General features: G+C 69.9%; 21 protein-coding genes. 7 read left to right on the top strand and 14 right to left on the bottom strand.

Annotation, left to right across the window (positions count from 1 at the left end; genetic code table 11):
• Positions 1 to 146 precede the first annotated feature (146 nt).
• Entirely contained in the window at positions 147 to 866 is a 720-nt protein-coding gene (locus MYA_RS25245) for a UdgX family uracil-DNA binding protein (RefSeq protein ID WP_014725682.1), read from the top strand.
• Positions 863 to 2,194, top strand: a complete 1,332-nt coding sequence (locus tag MYA_RS25240; protein ID WP_014725681.1) for an NRAMP family divalent metal transporter — start codon at positions 863 to 865, stop codon at positions 2,192 to 2,194. The genes MYA_RS25245 and MYA_RS25240 overlap by 4 nt, the downstream gene beginning before the upstream one ends.
• Before the next feature lie 167 nt (positions 2,195 to 2,361).
• On the opposite strand, the gene MYA_RS25235 is transcribed toward MYA_RS25240, so the two are convergent.
• The 8 genes from MYA_RS25235 to MYA_RS25200 form a co-directional block, all read right to left on the bottom strand.
• Entirely contained in the window at positions 2,362 to 2,703 is a 342-nt protein-coding gene (locus MYA_RS25235; protein WP_034192851.1) for a helix-turn-helix domain-containing protein, read from the bottom strand.
• Between the two features lie 358 nt (positions 2,704 to 3,061).
• Positions 3,062 to 3,673, bottom strand: coding sequence for a DUF892 family protein (locus MYA_RS25230; RefSeq protein WP_011879861.1), 612 nt, complete (start codon positions 3,671 to 3,673; stop codon positions 3,062 to 3,064).
• A gap of 59 nt (positions 3,674 to 3,732) precedes the next feature.
• On the bottom strand, positions 3,733 to 4,344 hold the full coding sequence (locus MYA_RS25225) for a DUF4142 domain-containing protein (protein ID WP_014725679.1): 612 nt from the start codon (positions 4,342 to 4,344) through the stop codon (positions 3,733 to 3,735).
• A 27-nt stretch (positions 4,345 to 4,371) separates the two neighbouring features.
• A complete protein-coding gene (locus tag MYA_RS25220; RefSeq protein WP_014725678.1) occupies positions 4,372 to 5,229 on the bottom strand; it encodes an SDR family oxidoreductase in 858 nt (285 codons plus the stop codon).
• Between the two features lie 136 nt (positions 5,230 to 5,365).
• Positions 5,366 to 5,932 carry a membrane protein gene (locus tag MYA_RS25215; RefSeq protein WP_011879858.1) on the bottom strand — a complete coding sequence of 189 codons (567 nt, stop codon included), beginning with the start codon at positions 5,930 to 5,932 and terminating at the stop codon, positions 5,366 to 5,368.
• Between the two features lie 64 nt (positions 5,933 to 5,996).
• Entirely contained in the window at positions 5,997 to 6,296 is a 300-nt protein-coding gene (locus tag MYA_RS25210; RefSeq protein WP_014725677.1) for a DUF2795 domain-containing protein, read from the bottom strand.
• 38 nt (positions 6,297 to 6,334) lie between these two features.
• Positions 6,335 to 7,363 (bottom strand): SDR family oxidoreductase, encoded by a 1,029-nt coding sequence (locus MYA_RS25205; RefSeq protein ID WP_014725676.1) that lies wholly within the window; start codon positions 7,361 to 7,363, stop codon positions 6,335 to 6,337.
• Between the two features lie 25 nt (positions 7,364 to 7,388).
• Positions 7,389 to 7,790 carry a BON domain-containing protein gene (locus MYA_RS25200; RefSeq protein ID WP_014725675.1) on the bottom strand — a complete coding sequence of 134 codons (402 nt, stop codon included), beginning with the start codon at positions 7,788 to 7,790 and terminating at the stop codon, positions 7,389 to 7,391.
• A gap of 242 nt (positions 7,791 to 8,032) precedes the next feature.
• Here MYA_RS25200 and MYA_RS25195 point away from each other — a divergent pair, with 242 nt between their 5' ends.
• Together MYA_RS25195 and MYA_RS25190 are read left to right on the top strand one after the other, a co-directional pair.
• The gene (locus MYA_RS25195; RefSeq protein WP_041494353.1) at positions 8,033 to 9,346 is read left to right on the top strand and encodes a glycosyltransferase family 4 protein; all 1,314 of its coding nucleotides are present in this window, start codon (positions 8,033 to 8,035) and stop codon (positions 9,344 to 9,346) included.
• Positions 9,346 to 10,392 carry a UDP-glucuronic acid decarboxylase family protein gene (locus MYA_RS25190; RefSeq protein ID WP_041494352.1) on the top strand — a complete coding sequence of 349 codons (1,047 nt, stop codon included), beginning with the start codon at positions 9,346 to 9,348 and terminating at the stop codon, positions 10,390 to 10,392. Before MYA_RS25195 ends, MYA_RS25190 begins: the two co-directional genes overlap by 1 nt.
• Positions 10,393 to 10,424: 32 nt before the next feature.
• Here MYA_RS25190 and MYA_RS25185 read toward each other — a convergent pair whose 3' ends face one another.
• Entirely contained in the window at positions 10,425 to 12,725 is a 2,301-nt protein-coding gene (locus tag MYA_RS25185) for a hybrid sensor histidine kinase/response regulator (RefSeq protein WP_014725672.1), read from the bottom strand.
• 137 nt (positions 12,726 to 12,862) lie between these two features.
• On the opposite strand from MYA_RS25185, the gene MYA_RS25180 reads away from it, so the two are divergent.
• Together MYA_RS25180 and MYA_RS25175 are read left to right on the top strand one after the other, a co-directional pair.
• Positions 12,863 to 13,570: a PIG-L family deacetylase gene (locus MYA_RS25180; RefSeq protein ID WP_014725671.1), complete on the top strand. Its 708-nt coding sequence runs from the start codon at positions 12,863 to 12,865 to the stop codon at positions 13,568 to 13,570.
• A complete protein-coding gene (locus tag MYA_RS25175) occupies positions 13,549 to 14,466 on the top strand; it encodes a glycosyltransferase family 2 protein (protein ID WP_014725670.1) in 918 nt (305 codons plus the stop codon). Before MYA_RS25180 ends, MYA_RS25175 begins: the two co-directional genes overlap by 22 nt.
• A gap of 17 nt (positions 14,467 to 14,483) precedes the next feature.
• Here MYA_RS25175 and MYA_RS25170 read toward each other — a convergent pair whose 3' ends face one another.
• On the bottom strand, positions 14,484 to 15,851 hold the full coding sequence (locus tag MYA_RS25170; RefSeq protein WP_011879849.1) for a sigma-54-dependent transcriptional regulator: 1,368 nt from the start codon (positions 15,849 to 15,851) through the stop codon (positions 14,484 to 14,486).
• Positions 15,852 to 16,194: 343 nt separating this feature from the next.
• Between MYA_RS25170 and MYA_RS25165 the strand changes: the two genes are divergently transcribed.
• Positions 16,195 to 17,283 carry a sigma-54 interaction domain-containing protein gene (locus tag MYA_RS25165; RefSeq protein WP_014725669.1) on the top strand — a complete coding sequence of 363 codons (1,089 nt, stop codon included), beginning with the start codon at positions 16,195 to 16,197 and terminating at the stop codon, positions 17,281 to 17,283.
• Between the two features lie 9 nt (positions 17,284 to 17,292).
• Here MYA_RS25165 and MYA_RS25160 read toward each other — a convergent pair whose 3' ends face one another.
• From MYA_RS25160 to MYA_RS25145, 4 genes are read right to left on the bottom strand one after another with little or no spacing between them, the layout of a single operon-like run.
• Positions 17,293 to 18,243: a glycosyltransferase gene (locus MYA_RS25160; protein ID WP_014725668.1), complete on the bottom strand. Its 951-nt coding sequence runs from the start codon at positions 18,241 to 18,243 to the stop codon at positions 17,293 to 17,295.
• The gene (locus MYA_RS25155; protein ID WP_014725667.1) at positions 18,233 to 19,309 is read right to left on the bottom strand and encodes a glycosyltransferase family 9 protein; all 1,077 of its coding nucleotides are present in this window, start codon (positions 19,307 to 19,309) and stop codon (positions 18,233 to 18,235) included. Before MYA_RS25155 ends, MYA_RS25160 begins: the two co-directional genes overlap by 11 nt.
• A complete protein-coding gene (locus MYA_RS25150) occupies positions 19,306 to 20,307 on the bottom strand; it encodes a glycosyltransferase family 2 protein (protein ID WP_014725666.1) in 1,002 nt (333 codons plus the stop codon). The genes MYA_RS25155 and MYA_RS25150 overlap by 4 nt, the downstream gene beginning before the upstream one ends.
• Positions 20,294 to 22,051 (bottom strand): carbamoyltransferase family protein, encoded by a 1,758-nt coding sequence (locus tag MYA_RS25145; RefSeq protein WP_014725665.1) that lies wholly within the window; start codon positions 22,049 to 22,051, stop codon positions 20,294 to 20,296. Before MYA_RS25145 ends, MYA_RS25150 begins: the two co-directional genes overlap by 14 nt.
• Positions 22,052 to 22,053 lie beyond the last annotated feature (2 nt).

Genomic DNA, 22,053 nt, shown 5'->3' with positions numbered 1-22,053 from the left:
GTTGCTGCATCGACGCGATATCGTCGATACGGGAGCCCCTCGATGCGCGCACGGCCGAACCGCCAACCCAGCAAGCCGCCCGCATGCGGGCGCGACGCATGCCGCGCGGCGCACGCCGACGCGTCGGGCTGCGTGGGAGGCGCCGCATGACGGAACGCACGTCCCGACACCCGACGCATGCGGCGCAGCACGCCAAGCCGTCGCAGCGGCCGCAGCCCGACGCGGCCGACGCGCCCGGCGGCGACGCCGATGACGACGCGCCGGCCACGCTCGACGCGTGCCGCCGCTGCGGGCTGTGGGAACACGCGACGCAGCCGGTGCCGGGCGCCGGCCCCGCCGACGCGCGCATCATGCTGGTCGGCGAGCAACCGGGCGATCAGGAAGACCGGACCGGCGTGCCGTTCGTCGGCGCGGCGGGCCGCATGCTCGACCGTGCGCTCGACGAAGCCGGGATCGATCGCGCCCGCGTGTACGTGACCAACGCGGTCAAGCACTTCAAGTGGGAGCCGCGCGGCAAGCGCCGGCTGCACAAGACGCCGGCGCAGCGGGAAGTCGCCGCGTGCCGCTACTGGCTCGAACGCGAACTCGAGACGCTCGCGCCGCGCGTGATCGTCGCGCTCGGCGCGACGGCGCTGCGCGCGGTGCTGCAGGACAACGACGCGACGCTCGAACGCGCGCGCCAGCCGTTGCGCTCGCCGGACGGCCGCCTCGTCGTCGCGACGTATCACCCGTCCTACGTGCTGCGCACGCGCGGCGCCGATTCGCGCGAGCGCGCGTACCGGACGCTGGTCGACGCGCTGCGCACCGCAGCGCGACTCGCGCGCGACGCCGGCACGGCGCACGGCACGCGCGGAGACGCCGAATGAGCGACCTGCGCAACGACGACGCAACGCACGCCGCGCCCACCTCGACATCCACGTCCGCGCCCGCGCCGGCCGCGAAGCCGTGGTATCGGCGGCTCGGCCCCGGCCTGCTCGCGGGCGCATCCGACGCCGATCCGAGCAACGTCGCGGTGTACGCGCAGGCCGGCAGCCAGTTCGGTTTCAACATGCTGTGGATGATCGTCGTCACGCTGCCGATGATGGTCGTCGTGCAGCTCGCGGCCGCGTTCGTCGGGCGCACCAACCGCAAGGGGCTGGTGGCCGGCATCCGCGAGCACTTCTCCGACCGTCTCGCGAAAACGCTGATCGTGATGGTCGTGATCGTCAACGTCGTGAACGTCGGCGCCGATCTCGCCGCGATGGGCGACGCGACCGCGCTCGTCGCCGGCGGGCGCAGCTACCGGTACGCGGCCTTGTACGGGATCGCGTCGCTCGCGCTGCAGGTGCTGATGTCGTACGAGCGCTATGCGCGCTGGCTCAAATGGATGACGCTCGGCCTGCTCGCGTACGTGCTGGAACTCGGCTTCGTGCACGTCGACTGGCGCAATCTGCTGCATACGCTGGTGCTGCCGCACATCGCGTTCACGCACGACTACGCGACCACCGCGGTCGCGGTGCTCGGCACGACGCTCAGCCCGTATCTGTTCGTGTGGCAGGCCGCGCTCGAAGTGGAGGAAACCCAGGCCGAGCGGCGCAACGGCGATGGCGACACCGCCAGCCCGCCCGCGACCCGTCGCGACACCGAGCGGCGCATCACGTTCGACACGTGGACCGGGATGATCGTCACGAACGCGGTGTCGTTCTGCATCATGGTGATCGGCGCGGCGGTGTTCTTCACGCACGGCCGGCACGACATCGGGTCGACGGCGCAGGCCGCCGAAGCGCTGCGGCCGATCGCGGGCGAAGCGGCGTTCGTCGTGTTCGCGTTCGGCATCGTGGGCTGCGGGCTGCTGGCGATTCCGGCCTTCGCCGGCAGCGCCGCTTACGGCTGCGCGGAGGCATGGCAGTTCCGCGAGGGCCTCAACGAGCCGGTGCATCGCGCGCCGGCGTTCTACGGCGTGCTCGCGCTGTGCGTGCTGGTCGGCATCGCGATCTGCTTCGGCCCGGTCAATCCGATCAAGGCGCTGTACTGGAGCGCGGTGCTCAACGGCATCGCCGCGGTGCCGATGCTGGTGCTCGTGATGCTGCTCGCCCAGCGGCGCGGGGCGGCCGGCCAGCCGGGCAGCGGCGTCGCATCGAGGGTGCTGGGGTGGCTTGCCGTCGCGCTGATGGCGGCGTCGGTGGTGGTGATGGTGGTGGATATGCTGGCGTGAGCGGCGGCCGTTGCTGTTTGCAACTGCGGGCGACGGATGGCGGTAATCGATGGAGGCTGACTGCGACGGCGGATACAACAACGGTTGACGGCCGGGCCTGCGATGCCCTCCGGCTCACTGATGAAGTGTTCGCAGCGATCTCGCGAGCTTCGCGATCGTTGCTGCCATTAGAAGTCCAGCTCCTTGAGTTCCCTCTCCGACAGAACGCTAACTCGTCGACGACGGGTGCGGGCATCGAGCGACTTGAGCGCCGGATCCGTCTCGGAGAGCAAGTCATGCAGGCGCAGGCCGGGAGCAAACGCTTCCAGATATCGAACCACCTGACCGATCGCCACGCCAGGGTCGCCCTTTTCGATGCGGTAGGCGGTATTGCGCGACAGTCCGGCTCGCGTGGCTGCCTCGCTCTGATGGACCCCTCTCGCTATACGGAGACGGGAGAGCAGTTGCCCCAGGTGCTTTGTCTCGGCAAGCACGGCCGGGCTGGCAGCCATCTCTTGATTGACCTTCATGCTCGATAAATCGCTCCTTATGGCTCGTATGCTCGATTTTACGAGCATTCCAGCGTTCACAGGCACAGCCGCCGCGAATGCCTGCGCGCCGCTCCTGACGAGCGTGGACGCCTTCTTGAAAAACGGGAGTTTTAACCAGCCGGAATCAAACCCGCCATTGCAGCGGGCTACAGCGCGGGCGTCACCGAGGCTCGCGAGCAGACTCTACCGCCCCTGATCGGCCCATTTGGTTTGCTGCTGGCGGCCACGTCGCTCGGGAAGTGGCCGCGGTTCTTGCCTGCGGATTCCCGCGCTTCTCGGTCACGGTCGCCTCGGGCCGGCCGCGCGAGCGGCACGGCCCGATCGCGAGCGGACCCGCTTACATCATCTTCCCGCGCGAGCGCTCGGCGCGCGCCGCATCGGCCGCCGACTCGACCTTCTTCACTTCCTCCGGCGGCGGCAGCACGGCCTTGAAGCCCATCGACTCGATCCACATCTCGCGCGCCCAGCCGCGGGTGTGATAGAGGTGATGATCCTCGTCGGCTTCGACTTCGTCGTGCGCGGCCTTCAGCGCACGCGCTGCGTCGCTGTCGCGCAGCTGGTCGGCCGCATAGCCGATCAGCTCCCAGTTCAGATGGTCCTTCGTCTCGGCGAGCACCACGCACTCGGCCGCGACGACCTGCGCGACGGCCGGATCGGCCTGCTTCTTCGCCTGCTGGATCACCTGCACCAGCGACTTGCCGGTGGCCGCGACAGCGGCACGGCCGGGCGACTGCGCATCCGGATCGAGGCCGAGCGTTTCGAACACCTTGCGCAGCACTTCCTGGTGATGCAGGGTCTCGCGATGATATTTCTCCCATTCCTTGTGCAGGTCCGGGTCGGTCGCGCACTGGAGCGCGGCCTCGTAGATCTGCGCGCCGCCAAGCTCGGTCTCGTATGCCTGACAGAGCAGTTCGAGGATGCCTTCGTGCTTCGATTGACGTTGGGCCATGACTGCTTCTCCGAAAAATGCGGGCCGCACGCGCGGCCCGGGGTTGAACCGGGCGCGCGTTACTGCGCGCCCACCTTGCGCTGCAGCGCTTCTGCCATGCTCAGGTGATGCTTGAGCTTCGGCAGCGTGGCTTGCGCGAACGCGCGCAGTTGCGCGTCCTTGCCGTCGCGGGCCTCCGTTTCGAACAGCGCGATCGTCTTGCGGTGCGCTTCCGGGCCGGCCGCCGCGACATAAGCGGTGTCGAAGTCCTTGCCTTGCTTGCCGCGCAGCGCCTCCACGTCCGGGTCGGTCACCTGCTCGACCGGCAGCTTGATGCCCTTGCGCGCGGCGATCTGGTTCAGCTGCGCATTCGCCTTGCCGTGGTCGGCCACCATGCGCTTCGCGAACGCGCGCACGTCGGACGACTTCGACTGCTTCAGCGCCAGCTGGCTCGCCTGCACTTCCGCCTTGCCGCCGATCGCGGCCTTGTCGACGAATTCCGCATCGGCGCCCTGCGGCGCCTTCGCCATGCCCGCATCGCCGGCACCGGCGCCCGACGACGGATTGATCACGCCGCCCGGCACGTGCGAATTCGAGGCGGGCGGCTCGCTCGGCATCTGTGCGTGCGCGAGCCCCGCTACCGCGAGCGCGCCCGCAGCGAGCGCCGCGGTCGTCCAGTTGGGTCGTTTCATGCGCTTTCTCCTTGTGTGGGGAACCGGTCAGCCGCCGACGATCGAGCCGCCGTTCGGATGCAAGGTCTGTCCCGTCATGTAGCTCGCGCCTTCCGATGCGAGCAGGACGTAGCAGTCGATCAGCTCGTCGGGCTGGCCCGGCCGCTTGAGCGGCACGTTCGAGCCGAATTTCGACACCTGCTCGGCGCTGAAGGTCGACGGGATCAGCGGCGTCCAGATCGGCCCCGGCGCCACGGCGTTCACGCGGATGTCGCGCTCGGCCAGCTCGATCGACAGCGAGCGCGTGAACGCGACGATCGCGCCCTTGGTCGCCGAGTAGTCGGGCAGTTTCGGGCTGCCGTGGTACGCGGTGACGGACGCCGTGTTGACGATGCGGCCGCCGCCCTTCATGTGCTGCAGCGCCGCCTGCGTGCAGAAGATCATCCCGTACACGTTGGTGCGGAAAGTACGCTCGAGCTGCTCCTCGGTCACGTCCTCGATGCCGGGCTGCGGATGCTGCTCGCCCGCGTTGTTTACCAGCACGTCGAGCCGGCCGAGCCGCTCGACGGTGCGCGCGACCGCGTCGCGCGCCTGTTGCCGGTCGCCGATGTCGCACGCGATCGCCTCGCAACGCCGGCCGGCCTGTTCGATGAGCCGCTTCGTGTGCGCGGCGTCGTCCGACTCGTTCAGATAGACGATCGCGACGTCCGCGCCTTCCTTCGCGAAACCGATCGCCACCGCGCGGCCGATCCCGCTGTCGCCGCCGGTGACGAGCGCGACCTTGCCGGCCAGCTTGCCACTGCCGACGTAATCGGCCGCCTCGTCGCGCGGCTTCGGCTGCATGTCCCGCTCGCTGCCCGGCTGCTGCGTCTGCTTCTGGGGCGGCGGGGTGTGTGCCTGGATCATGTATGCCTCCTTGATCGTGGGTCGGGAGCACGACGCAAGCCGCATGCCGCAGGCCGCCGCTCGTGCCGCACGGCCGCTCGCGGCCGTGCGCGCGCGGTGCGTCCCTGCATTGCAAGCGCGTGCAGAAACGGCATGGTCAGTGCGCGGCGTCCTGCGTCGTGCCGTCGGGCCGGCGCACCGGGTCGAAGTCGCGCCACTCGCCGTCCTGCCATTCGCCTTCGACGCGCTCGATCGCCTGCGCGCCGGTCGCGCGCAGCACGTCTTCGGCCGCCGCCGCGGTGGCGGCCGTCACGCGCGCGGCGAGGATCACGCCGCTCTCGGTCTGCTCGAGCGTGCCCTTGCCCTCGGCCTGCTCGCCGCGCATCCGTCCGAGCGCGCCGCCGAAGGCGCCGAGATACGCGCCGGCCAACGCGCCGGCGACCGGCACGAACCAGTAGCGCAGGCCGATCGCGTAAGCGATCAGGCCGACGATCACGCCGATCAGCATGCCGCGCAATGCGCCGACCATCGCGCCGCGGCCGCCGGGCTTCGCGGCCGTATCGGCATACACGTCGCCGCCGATCGGATAGCGCGCGTGCTGTCCGCCCGGGTTCAGAAAGAAGATGGACACGTCGTCCGGTCCGAACGCGCGCTCGTAGAGGTGGCGCGCCCCACCTTCCGCTTCATCGAACGTCGTGAAGCGGCCTGCGACGATCATCGCCATGCTCGTGCTCCTCGTGACGGTAACGCGCCGTGCGCGCGCCGGCGCGCACGGCCGACGGCGGCGCTCACATCAGCCGCCCGAGTTCCTTCGACACCGATGCCGGCGTGGTGTACTCGCGGTCGGGAATCTGCCGCAGCATCTCCAGCACCTGCTGGTCCGCATGCGAGCGCTCCGCGCACTGGACGACGTCGGCCTTGCTCGCCGGGTAGTCCATGCCCTTCAGCGCCTTCTGCACGTCGACCGGGCTCGGCGCCTTGCCGTGGCCGGTCTGATGGCCGCCCTTGTCGTGGTCCTGCTGCGTGCGCTCGCCTTCGTGCGCGCGCGAGTGGCTGTATTCGTGGCCGGTGTGTTGTCGGGATGACATGGAAACCTCCTTCGAAAGAAAAACGCACTGCAGATCGATTACGCGGTCGTGCGCCGCGCACGCGCGAGCGCCGCGACCATCAGCGCGGCCGCGCCCAACGCGACGGCGCCCGCGACCTTCGGACGCTGCACCACTGCGTTGTACGCGCAGCCGCGCAGCACCGGACCTTCCATTCCTTCGCGCTCGTGCAGCGCGTGGCGCGACTCGTACAGCGCGTTGTCGTCGCGCGGGCGTGCCGGGCGCACGGTGCGCTGGCCGCGCGAGAACAACGTGGCCGCGAGGCGATCGAACAGGCGCGGCGCGTGATACGCGCCCGCCGAGGCCAGCTTCGCCGCGCCGCCGACGAACAGCGTGCGGCGCGGATGCGCGGCCGCGAACAGGATCGCGTCGGCCACCAGCTCGGGGTCGTAGATCGGCGGCGGCAGCTTCGCCTCGACGTTCATGTAGTTTTTCGCGTGCATCACGAACATCGTGTCCATCGCGGCCGGCTTGATCAGCGTGACGGATACCGGCAAGCGGTCCGACTCGAGCTCGAGCCGCAGCGAATCGGTGAAGCCCTTCACCGCGTGCTTCGACGCGACATACGCGCTCTGCAGCGGCAGCGGCGCGTCCGACGCCTCGCTGCCGAGGTTGATGATCGCGCCGCCATGAAAATCGCCCTTGCGCCGGAAATGGTCCGACGCGACGAGCGAGCCGTGCACGACGCCCCAGTAGTTCGTGTCGAACAGCCGCCGCTGATCCTCGAGGGGCACCGCGGCCGCGGTGCCGAAGATCGAGACGCCGGCGTTGTTGATCCACGTGTCGAAGCCGCCGTAGGTGTCGACGGCCTGCGCGGCGGCGCGCTGCAGATCCTCGAGATTCGCGACGTCGCCCGCGACCGGCACCGCGAGGCCGCCGTGCTGGCGGATCTCGTCGCACAGCGTATCGAGCGCGTCGCCGTTGCGCGCGAACAGCACGAGCTTGGCGCCGCGGCGTGCCGCCTTGCGCGCAGTGACGAGGCCGATGCCGCTCGTCGCGCCCGTGATCACGATCGTCTGCTCGCCGACGGGTTTGAGCGTGCACTTCATAACACCTCCTGTTACGTCGCGCCGATCACTTCGGGCGGATGGTCAACTGGTTGCGCACGTCGCGCACGCCGTCGATCTTCCTGACGACGTCGGTCGCCTGCCCGCGCTGCTGCTCGTCCGGCACGCTGCCGGTCAGCATCACGACGCCGCGGCGCGTCTTCACGTGGATGTCGCCGGCCGACAGGCCGCTCGTGCCGACCAGTTCGGCCTTCGCCTTGGTCGTGATGGTCGCGTCGTGAATCTTCGTCCCGGTGCTCGAATGGGACGACGATGCGGACGACGAAGCGGCGTCGTCGCCGGCGGCGAACGCGCTCGGCGCGACGACGGTGCAGGCGGCGGCAGCGGCGACGGCGATCGCCATGCCGATACGCGTGCCCGCACGACGGCGCGCTCGCGGCGCGCTGGCTTGCAGCAGAAATACCTTCATCGTGACCTCCTTTCGTGAGCGCCGGCCGTGCCGGCTGGTATGCCGATGTCGCAAGTCGCGTGCCGCGCGCACGGCGCGGCTCGCGCGTGCGGCGCGCCGATCAGACGCCCTTTCATCCAAGCCGTTGTAATTTTTTCGGCGCCGATGCGGGCCGCTTCCCCCGCAAAGCGGCGGGCATGCCGATTGCCGGACAGGGATGCAACGGGGCCCACCGGCGCGGCCCCGACCTCGGGAGCATCACCATGCAAAGAATCGCGTTGATCAGTGAACATGCGTCGCCGCTGGGCGTCATCGGCGGCGTCGATGCGGGCGGCCAGAACATCTACGTCGCCAACGTCGCGAAGCAGCTGGCCGAACGCGGCCTCGACGTCGACGTCTACACGCGTTGCGACAATGCGCACCTGCCGGAGGTCGTGCAGATCGGCCCGCGCATGCGCGTGATCCACGTGCCGGCCGGTCCGCCGACCGATGTGCCGAAGGAGCGGCTGCTGCCGTACATGGGGGCGTTCGCCGATTACATGATCGCGCGCATGCGGCGCGAGCCCGACCCCGTCGACGTGATGCACGCGAACTTCTTCATGTCGGGCGAAGCCGGCCTGCGCGTGAAGAAGCGCCTCGGCATTCCGCTCGTCACGACCTTCCACGCGCTCGGCCGCGTGCGCCGGCTGCATCAGGGCGCGGCCGACGGCTTTCCCGATGCGCGCTTCAAGATCGAGGACACGCTCGCGCGCCGCTCCGACCGCCTGATCGCCGAATGCCCGCAGGACGCGCTCGACCTGACCACGCACTACCGCGCGGACGCGGCGCGCATCGAGATCGTGCCGTGCGGGTTCGATGCGCAGGAGTTTCGACCGGTGCCGCGCGCCGACGCGCGTGCGCAGCTCGGCTGGCAGCAGGACGCGTTCGTCGTGTTGCAGCTCGGGCGTCTGGTGCCGCGCAAGGGCATCGACAACGTGATCGACGCGCTCGCGCGGATGCCGCGCGATCCGCAGCGGCCGACCCATCTCTACATCGTCGGCGGCAGCCAGGCCACGCCCGACCCGGCGCGCGACCCGGAACTCGCGCGACTCATGGCGCTCGCGCACGACAACGGTATCGCCGATCGCGTGACCTTCGTCGGCCGGCGCGACCGCGAGGCGCTGCACCTGTACTACAGCGCGGCCGACGTGTTCGTGACGACGCCGTGGTACGAGCCGTTCGGCATTACGCCGGTCGAGGCGATGGCATGCGCGGCGGCGGTGATCGGCAGCGACGTCGGCGGCATCCGCACGACGGTGGACGACGGCGTCACGGGCTATCTGGTGCCGCCGCGCGACCCGGCCGCGCTCGCCGCGCGGCTCCTGCAGTTGCGCGCGCAACCGGATCTGTGCGCGGCGCTGGGCCGCGCCGGCTACCTGCGCGCGCATCGCTTCTACACGTGGCGCGGCGTGGCCGACCGCCTCGTCGACGTCTACCGCGACGTCGCGTATCCGCAGCGCGCCGGCACCGCCGCGACCCGCCGCACGCCGGTTTCGCCCACGCCGGGCGTACTCGCGCACCGCAAGGAGAATGCATGATGAAGGGCTACGATCGCAAACGCGTACTCGTTACCGGCGGCGCGGGCTTTCTCGGTTCGCATCTGTGCGAGCGCCTCGTGACGGCCGGGCACGACGTGCTGTGCGTCGACAACTTCTACACGGGCGCGAAGGACAACATCGCGCACCTGCTCGATGCGCCGAATTTCGAGCTGATGCGTCACGACGTGACGTTTCCGCTGTACGTGGAAGTCGACGAGATCTACAACCTCGCGTGCCCGGCGTCTCCGGTGCACTATCAGCGCGACCCGGTGCAGACCACCAAGACCAGCGTGCATGGCGCGATCAATCTGCTCGGCCTCGCGAAGCGCTTGAAGGCGCGCATCCTGCAGGCGTCGACGAGCGAGGTGTACGGCGACCCCGACGTGCATCCGCAGGACGAGCGCTACTGCGGGCGCGTGAACCCGATCGGCGTGCGCGCGTGCTACGACGAAGGCAAGCGCTGCGCGGAAACGCTGTTCATGGACTATCACCGGCAGTACGGCGTCGACGTGCGGATCGCACGGATCTTCAACACGTACGGGCCGCGCATGCATCCGGCCGACGGCCGCGTCGTGTCGAACTTCATCACCCAGGCGCTGGCCGGCAAGCCGTTGACCGTGTACGGTGACGGCATGCAGACGCGCTCGTTCTGCTACGTCGACGATCTGATCGACGCGCTGGTGCGGTTGATGGACGAGCCGGGCGATGCGTGCGAACCGGTGAACCTCGGCAGCGACGACGAGATCGCGATGCTCGACATCGCGCGCGAAGTGGTGCGCGTCGTCGGCACGGACGTGGACATCGAGTTCTGCCCGCTGCCGTCCGACGATCCGCGCCAGCGCCGCCCCGATCTCGAAGCGGCGCGGCGGCGCCTCGGCTGGCGCGCGACGACGCCGCTCGCCACCGGGCTCGCGCACACGGCGCGCTACTTCATCCACCGGCAGGCCGCGCACCACGCGCCGGGCGAGCTGGTGCGCAGCACGCAGATCGCGTCGCACCTGCTCGCGCAGATCAGTACGCAGAACCGGCCGGCCACCCCGGCGTGAGGAGTGCGGAGCGAAGCGGCGGCGGCCGCGCGTCAGCCGTCTTGCTGCGTGACGCGTGCGATTGCGTGCGCGAGGTCGCGCGCGTCGACGGGCTTGCACAGATAGCCGTCGAAGCCTGCGTCGAGCGCGCGGCGCTCGTCGCCGAGGCCCGCATGCGCGGTCACCGCGAGCACGCGCGGACGGGCCGCATCGACGCCGCCCGCGCCACGCCGGCGCAGCGCGTCGATCAGCCAGAAGCCGTCGCCGTCCGGCATCGCGAGGTCGGACAGCACGACGGTCGGCTGCAGCGTCTCGACGGCGTCCAGCGCGGTGCGGCCCGACACGGCGATCGCGACGACGGCGCCGAGCGTCGTCAGCGCGGCGGCGAGGCTGTCGCGCGTGGTCGCGTCGTCGTCGACGATCAGGATGCGCTGCGTGTCGAGCGCCGGCGCATCGCGCAGGACCTGCGTCACGCCCCACGCCATCGCGCCGATCGGCTGCCAGCCGGCCGGCAGCGTGACGGTGAAGGTCGCGCCGCGGTTGCGGCCCGCGCTGTCGACGCGGACCTCGCCGCCGTGCAGTTCGGCGATATGACGCACGATCGACAGGCCGAGCCCGAGGCCGCGCCGCGGCGACGCGGGCGAACCGTCCGCGCGCCGGAACATGTCGAACACGTACGGGATGAACTCGCTCGCGATGCCCTGCCCGGTGTCGCCGACCGCGAGCACGGCGTGCGCGGCGTCATGCGTCAGCGTGACGGTCACGGCGCCGCCGGCGGGCGTGAACTTCAGCGCGTTCGACACGAGGTTCGACAGCATCTGGCGCAGGCGCTCCGCGTCGCCCGACACCACGCACGCGCTCGCCGTGCAATCGAACTCAAGTGCGATGCCGGCCGCCGACGCGGCGGTCTGGAACGCGCTCGTCGCGTCGGCGAACAGCCGCACGACGTCGACCGGCATCGCGTCGAGCCGCAGCTTGCCGGTCGCGAGCGACGACGCGTCGAGGATGTCGCCCACCATGCGCGTGAGCGAATGCGCGCTGCGATCGATCGCGTCGATCGCCTGCTGCTGCAGCGCGTCGTCGCCGGCGCTGCGCAGCACCTCGACCCAGCCGTAGATCACGTTCAGCGGCGTGCGCAGCTCGTGCGACACGGTGGCGAGCAGTTCGTCCTTCAGGCGGTTCGACGTATCGGCCCGCTCGCGCGCGGTGCGCGCGCCCTGCAGCGAGCGCTGCGTCCGCAGATCGCGGCGGCGCTGCACGCGCGTCTCGCGCAGCGTCAGCGACAGCGCGACGCAGTTGCGCGCATCGCCGCGCACGGGGCATGCGGACACCGACGCGCGAAAGCGCCGGCCGTCGCGGCGTACGCACAGCACTTCGAGCGGGCCGATCGGCTCGCGCAGCGTCTCGAACGATACGGTGAGCGGGTAGCGCCGCAGCCAGCGCTGCGCGACCAGCGTGTCGAGCGCGCGTCCGTGCGCGTGGGCTTCGTCGTAGCCGAAGATCCGCTGGGCCGCGCCGTTCCAGCTGACGACGCGGCCCTGCGCGTCGATCCCCACGATCGCATCGGGCGACGCATCGACCACCGCGAGTTGCAGCCGCGACGTTTCGGCGGCTGCACGCTGCGCGAGCGCATCGCGCAGCACCAGCACGGCGCCGTCGATGTTGCCGTGCGCATCGGCGAGCGGACGCGCGATCTCGGCGATCGGCACCGGCGCGCTGCCGCCTCGACGCTGCAGCCAGTGTTGATCGGATTGCGCGGAGACGCCTGCCAGCGCGCGGTCGAGCGCGGTGGTCGGCACGAGCCGCTCGTCGCGATCGAACAAGCGCACGACGTCGCGCACGGGTTCTTGCAGCGCGGCGCCCGAGGAGCAGCCGGTCAGCTCGGCCGCCGCCGCATTGAGGTAGGTCACGCGGCCTTGTGTGTCGGCCGCGATCACGCCGTGCGGGAGCGCGTCGAGGATCGCCTCGAGCCGCTCGCGCGCCGCGGCTTCGCGGCGGCGTGCGCGATCGTTGGTGAGCCGCGTATCGCGCAGCATCGCCGCGACCGCGCACACCAGCACGCCGATCAGCATGAAGGCGCCGAGCCGCACCAGCCGCTCCGGCTGCGTCCCGGTATACGCGCCGGCATCGGACAGGAACAGCGTCCACACCAGCAGCCCGCTCGCCGCGGTCGATACGATCCCGAACACGAACGAGGTCGCCCACGCGGCGCCGGCCAGCATCGGGTAGTACAGCACCAGCGGCAGGTTCACGCCGCCGAAGCGGATCGCGAGCGCCTGCAACACCGTTGCGACCGCAACCAGCATCACGGCCGTCGCGTAATTTCCGGCCTGCGTCCTTGCAATATCGATCATCGGGGTCGCTCCTGCCGCGCGGCCGGCCGCCACGGCGCGCGGGAATACGGACGGGCACGCGGGATGCTGGCGCATGCTCGCCGGCGGGCGTCGCCCGCCCGCCCGTTCATGTCCATCATCACGGAGGTTCCGAGTACATGACCGCTCCGACACGTTGGCTCGTCATCTCGCCGCATCTGGACGACGCCGTCTTCAGTTGCGGGCAGGCGATCGCGCAGGCGCCCGGCTCGGTCGTCGTGACCGTGTTCGCCGGCATCCCCGCACGCGATACGGCCGCGCCGCCGTGGGATCGGCGCGCGGGGTTTCGCAGCGCCGACGAAGCGGTGCGCGCGCGGCGCGACGAGGATCGCCGCGCGCTCGCGCTGCTCGACGCGCGGCCGGTGTGGCTGGATTTCTTCGACGATCAGTACGGCGCGCCGGCCGCGACCGCCGAGATCGCCGCACGGCTGGCCGACACGCTCGACGCCCATCCGGGCTACGGCGTGCTCGCGCCGGCCGGCTTGTTCCATCGCGATCATCTGCAGGTGCAGCAGGCCGCGCTGTCGGTGCTGCGCGACCGGCATGCGGCGGGCGACACGTCGCGCGCATGGCGCTTCTACGAGGACGCGCCGTATCGGCGCATCGACGGGCTGATGTCGAAGCGCGTGTCCGAATGGCGCGAGCGCGGCTGGTTTGCGCGGCCGGTCGCCGCGCCGGCCGGCGACCGCAGTGACGGCGCGGCAGCGAAGGCCGCTGCGGTCGACGCATACCAGAGCCAGATTGCGCTGTTCGAGCCTCATATGCGCGCCGACCTCCATGAACCGGAAACATACTGGCAACTCGAATGCGACAGCACGTCCGGATAACGCCCGCACGCACAGCGCTCGCGCCGCGCGAGCCGCGCGTGACCGCGGTGGTGCTCACCTACCGGCGCGCGGACGAACTCGCGCGCACGCTGGCGCGCCTCACCGCGCTGCCCGACCGTCCGGCGATCGTCGTGGTCGACAACGGTTCGGACGACGCGACCGCCGCACTCGTGCGCGAGCGCTTCGCACACGTGACGCTCGTGCATGCGCCCGGCAACGTGGGCGCGTCCGGGCGCAATCTCGGCGTGGGCGTCGCGCGCACGCGCCACGTCGCGTTCTGCGACGACGATACGTGGTGGGCGCCCGGCTCGATCGCCGAGGCAGCAAACCTGCTCGACGCGTATCCGCACGTCGCGGCCGTCACCGCGCGCGTGCTGGTGGGCGCGGAAGAACGCGAGGACCCGACCTGCAAACTGATGGCCGATAGCCCGCTCGACGCGAGCGTCGCGCTGCCTGGGCGGCCGATCCTCGGGTTGCTGGCCGGCGCGACGGCGTTCCGGCGCGATGCGTATCTGCGCGCGGGCGGCTATCACCCACGCTACTTTCTCGGCGGCGAGGAAGCGCTGCTCGCGCTCGACCTGTATCGCGCGGGCGCATGGCTCGTCTATGCGCCGCAGTTGACGGTTCATCATTACCCTTCGACGCATCGCGACGCGCGCGCGCGGCGCAGCGTATCGACCCGCAACGACGTGTGGACCGCATGGCTCAGATGGCCGGCCGGCGCCGCGTTCGCGCACACCGTGCGCATGCTGCCGCGGCTGCGCCGCGAGCGCGGGATCCTGCCCGCGCTTGCCGGCCTGCCGTGGATCCTGCGCGAACGGCATGCGATCCCGCCGCACGTCGAACGCATGCGGCGCCGCCTCGACGACGACGCGCGGCAGCGCGCACGCGCATGAGTGCGCCGGCGGTTGCATCAGGAGTCCGGCTTCTCCACCTCGCCTTCGAGTTGCGCGAGCCGGTTGTAGATCGTCTTCAGGCTGACGTCGAGCACTTCGGCCGCCTGCGCCTTCACGCCGCCGCACTGCGCGATGGTGCCGAGGATCAGCTTGCGGTCGACCTCCTCGAGCGGCGTGCCGAACGGCACGGTCACGCGGTCGTCCTGCGAGTCGACCATGTTCGACAGCTCTTCCATGATCGGCGGCGGCAGGGTTTCGATCACGTCTGCATCGCTGAAGATGCTCGCGCGCTGCACGAAGTTGCGCAGCTCGCGCACGTTGCCGGGCCATGCGTAAGACTTCAACGCCTCGCGTGCGGCCGGCGCGAAGCGCAGGTTGCGTCCGCTTTCCTCGTTGTAGCGCTGCAGGAACGCATCGGCGAGCATCGGAATGTCGTCGCCGCGCTCGCGCAGCGACGGCAGCGGAATCGGAAACACGTTGATCCGGTGATAGAGGTCGGGCCGCAGCTTGCCGTCGGCCATCGCGGCTTCCGGGTCGCGGTTGGTGGCCGCGACGATGCGCACGTCGACGTCGATCTCGCGCGTCGAGCCGAGCCGCGTGACGCGGCCCGTCTCCAGCACGCGCAATAGCTTGACCTGCGATTCGAGCGGCATCTCGGTGATTTCGTCGAGAAACAGCGTGCCGCCGTCGGCGCGCTCGAAGAAGCCCTTGTGCTGTCGCTCCGCACCGGTGAAGCTGCCGCGGTCGTGGCCGAACATTTCGCTTTCGACGAGATTCGCGGCGATCGCGCCGCAGTTCACCGCGAGGAACGGGCCGCGCCGGCGCAGGCTCAGATCGTGGACCGTCTGCGCGGCCAGCTCCTTGCCGGTGCCCGACTCGCCGGTGAGCAGCACCGACGCTTCGGTGCGCGCGACGCGGCCGATCGCATCGTAGACGGCCTGCATCGCCGGCGAGCTGCCGAGCATGCGGCCGAAGCGGCCGAGGCGCTGCAACTCCGAGCGCAGTTCGGCGATCTCCTCGTGCAGCGCAGTGGTGCGCGGCACGCGCGCGAAGATGCTGTTCAGCCGCTGCATGTTGAGCGGCTTCACGAGGTAGTCGGTCGCGCCGCGACGCAATGCGTCGATCGCGGTTTCGAGGCTCGCGTGACCGGTGGTCAGCACGATTTCGCAATGCCCGCGCTTCGGCAATGCATCGAACAGATCCATCCCGTTGCCGTCGGGCAGCACGAGATCGCACAGCACGAGATCGGGGGTATGCGTCGAGACGAGCGTGCGCGCTTCTTCCAGCGTCGCGGCCGTGTCGCAGGTGAGCTGCTGCGCCTGCGCGAGCGCCGCGAGCATCGCGCGCGTATCGGCATCGTCTTCGACGATCAGCACATAAGGCATCGAAGCTCCTGGTGGGGCGGCCGGTATGAAGTTCGACCGGAACCGCAGCGAGCGTGCGCTGGGAGTACGACGCCGGGCACTCGGCGATACGACCCGCATTGCACGCGAATAAATGGGAGTTTGTCCGCCATGACAAACGAGTGCTTAGCAGTATAGAAGAAGCGTGTCGCGCATTCGGCGATCATCGAATAAATCTATCTATTCGCGAAACTCGCATTGCAATATTCAATCTATTGGGAGGGCCATAACCGGTATCCTTGATACATAAAAGCGACGTATACCGTGTCACTTTTTCTGCATGCCTCGACGGTTTCGGTCAAAACTTCCCAAAGCGATAACACTTATGTCGAAATCCGACGATGACGGCACGCGACTGTACGGCCGCTCGCGAACAATCCAGGATTTGCTGCATAAAATCTCGCGCGTCGCGGCCACGCGCGTCAGCGTGCTCGTAGTAGGTGAAAGCGGCGCTGGCAAGGACATCGTCGCGCGGCTCATTCACGACATGAGCCCGCGTCGGCGCGGGCCGTTCGTGCCGGTCAATTGCGGCGCGATTCCGAAAGATCTTGCTGAGTCGCATTTATTCGGTCACGAAAAAGGCAGTTTCACCGGCGCGGTCGCGCAACATGTCGGCATGTTCGAAGCCGCGCGCGGCGGCACGCTGTTTCTCGATGAAATCGCGGAAATGCCGGCGGAATTGCAAGTCAAATTGCTGCGCACGCTCGAAACCAACACGATCATGCGCGTGGGCGGTCACGAACCGATTCCGCTCGACGTGCGGATCGTCGCGGCCACGCATCACGATCCGGTCGATGCCGTGCGCAGCGGCCGCCTGCGCGAAGACCTGTTCTACCGGATCGCGACGATCGCGCTGCACGTGCCCGCGCTGCGTCAGCGCGAGGACGACGTCGGCGACATCGCGGTGCAGATCATCGACCGGCTGAATGCGCGGCACCGCACGCGCAAGCGCCTGTCGATGCAGGCGATGAAGGCGCTGCGCGCCTATACGTGGCCCGGCAACGTGCGCGAGCTGCGCAACGCGCTGGAGCGCGCGTTCATCCTCGCCGACGAACAGATCGAACTGCAGCTGCCGCGTCGCCAGCCGCCGCGCGAGGAAGTGCGTCACAACGCGATGACGCTGCACATCGGCGCGACGCTCGCGCATACGCAGCAGCGCTTCATCGTCGCCTCGCTGCGGCATTTCAACGGCGACAAGCCGCGCACCGCGAAGGCGCTCGGCATCAGCCTGAAGACGCTGTACAACCGCCTCGCGCTGTTGCCCGAGCACGAGCGCAATGCGGTGAGCGGCGGCGCGCCCGGCGCCGCGACGAGTGGCGCCGCCACGGCGGGCGGCGCGGCCGGTGCGTCAACCGGGTCGGCCGCATCGGCCGCATCGGCCGCTACGGCGCCGCCGACCGCGGCAAGCCAGTAACCGCGGCCGCTACGCCGCGACGTCGCGCAACGCGCTGTCCCAGTCGCGCGCGAACCGCTCGATCCCGAAGCGCTCGCGCGCGTCGCGCCTCGCGGCCGCGCCCCACTCGCGCGCGAGGTCCGCGTCGCGGATCAGCATGCGCATCGCATCGATCAGCGCGGCCGGACGCGTGTCGGCCACGCCGTTGCTGCCGGTCTTCACGAGCTGCGCCATCTCGGTCGTTGCCAGTGCAACGATCGGCAGCCCGATCATCATTGCCTCGATCACCGCGAGCCCGAGGCTCGTGTAACGGATCGGATTGAAGAAGAACCGGTAGTGCGACAGGAACTGCGGCAGCGCCGGGTTCGGCACCTCGCCGATCCCGCCCAGCTCGGCCGAGCCCATGCCGACCAGATCGAGCGGCACGTTGCGACGCACTTCCTCGAACAGGTCCGCGCCGAGCCGCCGGCCGCGCCGCGCGAGGTTGTTCACGACCGTCACGCCCTTGGGCAGCGTGCCGTGATACGCGACGTCGTCGGGCACCAGCACGCCGTGCTCGATCACGCGCGTCGGCGTGACGCCGTTGTCCCACATCAGCGCGTTGAACGGCGTCACGTGTACCAGCAGGACGTTCGGGTCCTGCACCGGATGCAGCGTGTCGGTCGGATGCTCGCGCGGCGGGTCGTGTTCGACGAACAGCGTCGGCAGCGCGCGCTGCGCGTCGCTCAACAGCGTGAGCCGATCCTGCGCGTAGTGGCTGTGATGCTGATACAGCACGCAGTCGAACTCGGTGTCGCGCACGCATTCGGCCGGCACTTCGAACACGTTGTCGCCCCACGGCAGGTGTCCGACGCGCCCGGCATAGCCGGGCGGATGCTGCGGCCGCGTCACGAGATAGAAATCGTGCGGCGCCTGCGACAGGTAATACAGATAGTTTCCGTGCACGTGCCAGGTAAGCACGCGCAACCGTTTACGTGACATGACGTCTCTCCTGGGCGAGCAGTGTGCCCGCCTGGTGAATCACGTCGTCGACGCCGATCGCGATCGCGCATTCGTGCCCGTACGGGCACGTGTCGAACATGCACGGCCGGCAGGCCGGGTAGCTCGCGAGCACGCGATGACGTTCGGCGTCGAGCGGCGCCCAGCGGGCCGTGTCGCTGCCGCATGCGACGACGACGCTCGGTGTGCCGAGCGCCGCCGCGACGTGCGACACGCCCGTGTCGTTACACAACAGCAGCCGCGCGCGCGCGATCAGCGCGGCCATCGCGCCGAGCGGCGTGCGGCCGCACAGGTTCACGCACGGCCGCGCGAGCTGCTCCGCAAACGCGTTGGCCAGCGCGAGCTCCGCGCGCGTGCCGGTCAGCACGATTTGCCAGCCGTCGTCGGCGAGCTGCCGCGCGGTGCGCGCGAAGCGTTCGACCGGCCAGCGCCGCGACGCCATGCGCGCGCCCGGATGGACGACCACGTAGCGGCCCGGCTCGAGCGCATGCTCGTCGCGCAGCACGTGCCACAGCGCATAGTCGAGGCCACCGAGCGGAAATTCCAGGTAATCGCCCCAGTCGCGATAGCCGAGCTTGCGCATCAGCGACAGGTAGCGCGTGACTTCGGGTTCGTCGTCGCGCCACACGATGGAGCAGTCGAGCGCGGTCGTGCCGCCGTCGGCCGGGACGAAGCCGGCGGTGCGCGCCGCGCCGAGCGACGCGACGATCGCGTTGGTGTGCGCGCCGCTGCCGTGCAGCTGGATCGCGAGATCGAAATCGCGCGCGCGGCATTCGGCGACGAAGGCCTCGCGTGCGGCCGCATCGGCGGCCGGCTGTTCGGCGAGCCCCGGCGCACCGGGGAACGCGATGAAATTGTCGATGTAGTCGGAGAAGCGCGACGCGAACTCGCGCGCCCACGGCAGCCCGATCAGCGTGATGCGCGCCTCCGGCTCGCCGCGCCGCAGTGCGCGCAGCGCCGGCACCACGCACAGCATGTCGCCGAGCTGCAGCGCGCGAAACACCGCGATGCGCGTCGGACCGGACGATGAAGCCGAATCGTGCGTCATAGGAAGAACACCCGGAAATGAAGCGCGCCGCGCAGCCGCCAGTACAGCGACACGGGCGGAATCGCGATCGACGTGACGATCATCTCGGCCACGTGCGACGGCGTGAGCTGCGTGCCGCGCAGCCGCTTGACGCAAAACGCGGCCGTGATCGCGGCCCACGCGAGCGCGCAGGCAATGCCGGCCGCGCGCCAGCCGAGTGCGAAGCAGCCGAGCGCGCCGAGCGCGAACAGCACGGCCGCGTAGTAATTCCACGGCGGCGTCGGCCGGATGTGCCGCCGGTAAGTCACGCGATGCTTCTTGTACAGCAGCGCGTCGAAATACACCTTCGACTGCTGGCCGATGCTGGTGCCCCAGCGCGCCGGGCGCACGGGGTGGACGATCCGCGCGGCCTCCGCCTCGACGATCGGCCCCGCGTGCTCGCGCAACGCGAACATCAGGTCGGCGTCCTCGCGCCACGCGCGCGTGAAGCGTTCGTCGAAACCGCCGACGCGCTCGAGCGCCGCGCGCCGCACGAAGCAGTTGGCGGTCGCGAATTCCGCATGCGCGAGGCCGGCCGCATCGCGCTCGTAATCGGTCGGCCGCGGGCGCAGCGGCACGTCGATGCGCCCCGCCGCCGCCGACGCCGACGGCTCGGCCAGCAACGCGGCCGAACCATGACGCAGCCACGCTGGGTCGGGAATCGTGTCGTCGTCGGTGAACGCGATCAGCCCGCCGCGCGCGCTGCGCCAGCCGACGTTGCGCGCGCCGGCCGGCCCCTGCGTGTCCGGCGCGCTCATGTAGCGGATCACGGGCACGTCGCTCACGCGCGCGCGGCACGCATCGACCACCGCACGCGCGCTGCCGGCCGGATCGTCGTCGACCACCACGATCTCGTAGGCCGTCGGGTCGAACGCCTGCGCGCACAGCGCGTCGAGGCAGCGTTCGAGCAGATCGGGCCGACGATAGGTCGGCACGACGACCGACACGACCGGCGCCCGTTGCGTGTCACGCATGTTCATGTCGCGGCTTCTCCAGCAGGAACGAACCGATCACGAGCGCGTCGAGCGGCGAGGTCCAGAAGCATTCGATCGCGTCGCGCGGCGAACAGACGATCGGCTCGCCGCGCGTGTTGAACGACGTGTTGACGAGCACCGGCACGCCGGTCAGCGCGTTGAACTCCGACAGCAGCGCATGCAGCAGCGGATGCTGGCTTTCGTCGACGGTCTGCACGCGCGCCGTGCCGTCGATGTGGCGCACGGCCGGAATCGTCGCTTCGGCGCCGGGCGCGACGTCGTAGACGAACAGCATGAACGGCGCGCGCAGCGGCGTGCGGCGGCCGCCCCGGAACCACTCGTGCGCATGGCTTTCGAGCACGACCGGCGCGACCGGCCGGAAATCCTCGCGATCCTTGATCCGGTTCAGCTTGTGCTGCATGTCCGGATCGGTCGGCGATGCGAGGATCGAGCGCGCGCCGAGTGCGCGCGGGCCGAACTCCATGCGGCCCTGGAACCAGCCGATTACGCGGTTCGCCGCGAGCAACGCAGCCGTCTGTCCGGCGACGTCGTCGAGCCGCCGGTAAGGCAGCTGCGCTTCGGTGAGGAACGCTTCGATCGCCTCGTCGCTGTACGACGGCCCGAGATACGCGTGGTCCATGCGCCAGTCGCCGCGCGCGCCGCGGATCCGGAAGTCGGTCCACAGCGCGGCGCCGAGCGCAGTGCCCGCATCGCCGGCGGCCGGCTGCACCCACACGTCGTCGAACGGGCCGCGATCGCGGATCTTCGCGTTCATCACGCAGTTCAGCGCGACGCCGCCGGCCATCGCGAGCTGCTTCTCGCCGGTCTGCGCGGCGAGCCATTCGACCGCCTGCAGCGTCGCTTCCTCCAGCACCAGCTGCAACGCATGCGCGATGTCGCAATGATGCGGCTCGATCGGGCCGCCGCGTTCGCGCGCCGGGCCGAACAGCGCGGCGAGGTCGCCTTCGACGATCTCGTAGCGTCCGTCGCCTGCATAGCGCACCAGCTTGCGCATCTCGTCGGCATACACGGGCTTGCCGTACGACGCGAGCGCCATCACCTTGTACTCGTCGGACGAATGCAGGAAGCCGAGGTAGTGCGTGACGCGCTCGTACAGCAGCCCGAGCGAATGCGGCAGGTTGACCTGGCCGAGGCGCCGGTACGACTTGCCGTCGAACAGGCCGTAGCTCGTGGTCGCGCGCTCGCCGCGCCCGTCCATCGTCATCACCGCGCAGCGGTCGTACGGCGCCGCGAGAAACGCGCTCGCCTCGTGCGCGAGATGGTGCTCGATGAAGTGCCAGCGGAACGGCCCGTCGTGCCTGACGCCGCGAAAGCGCCGCTGCAGATGGTGCGGCGCGCCGCCCGCGAGCTGGCGCGGCGCGTTCACGATCGACGACAGGAACAGCGGATGCCACGGCGACGCGCCGTCGGCGCGCGGCGCATGGGCGGACGGCTGCAGCGGCAGCGTCAGTTCGGGCTCGGCCCCGTGACGATCGAGCTCGAGCCACGGGTCGTACGAATAGGCGACGTGATCGACGTCCGCGAGCGCGATGCCGGCTTCCGCGAGACAGTAGTCGATCGCGTGAAACGGCAGCTCCCACGTCGAGAACGGCACCGGCCGCTTCGCGTGCTTCACGTGCGTGAAGCGCTCGTCTTCGGCGGCCGCGATCACGATGCCGTCGCGCACGAGGCACGCGGCGCTGTCGTGAAAGACGGCGTTGATACCCAGCGTATAAATGGGTTCGGGCATGC

The organism is Burkholderia sp. KJ006 (genome assembly GCF_000262695.1).
Taxonomy (GTDB): Bacteria; Pseudomonadota; Gammaproteobacteria; order Burkholderiales; family Burkholderiaceae; genus Burkholderia; species Burkholderia vietnamiensis.
Note: the sequence above shows the minus strand (reverse complement) of the source record. Positions and strands in the feature narration are given on the sequence as shown.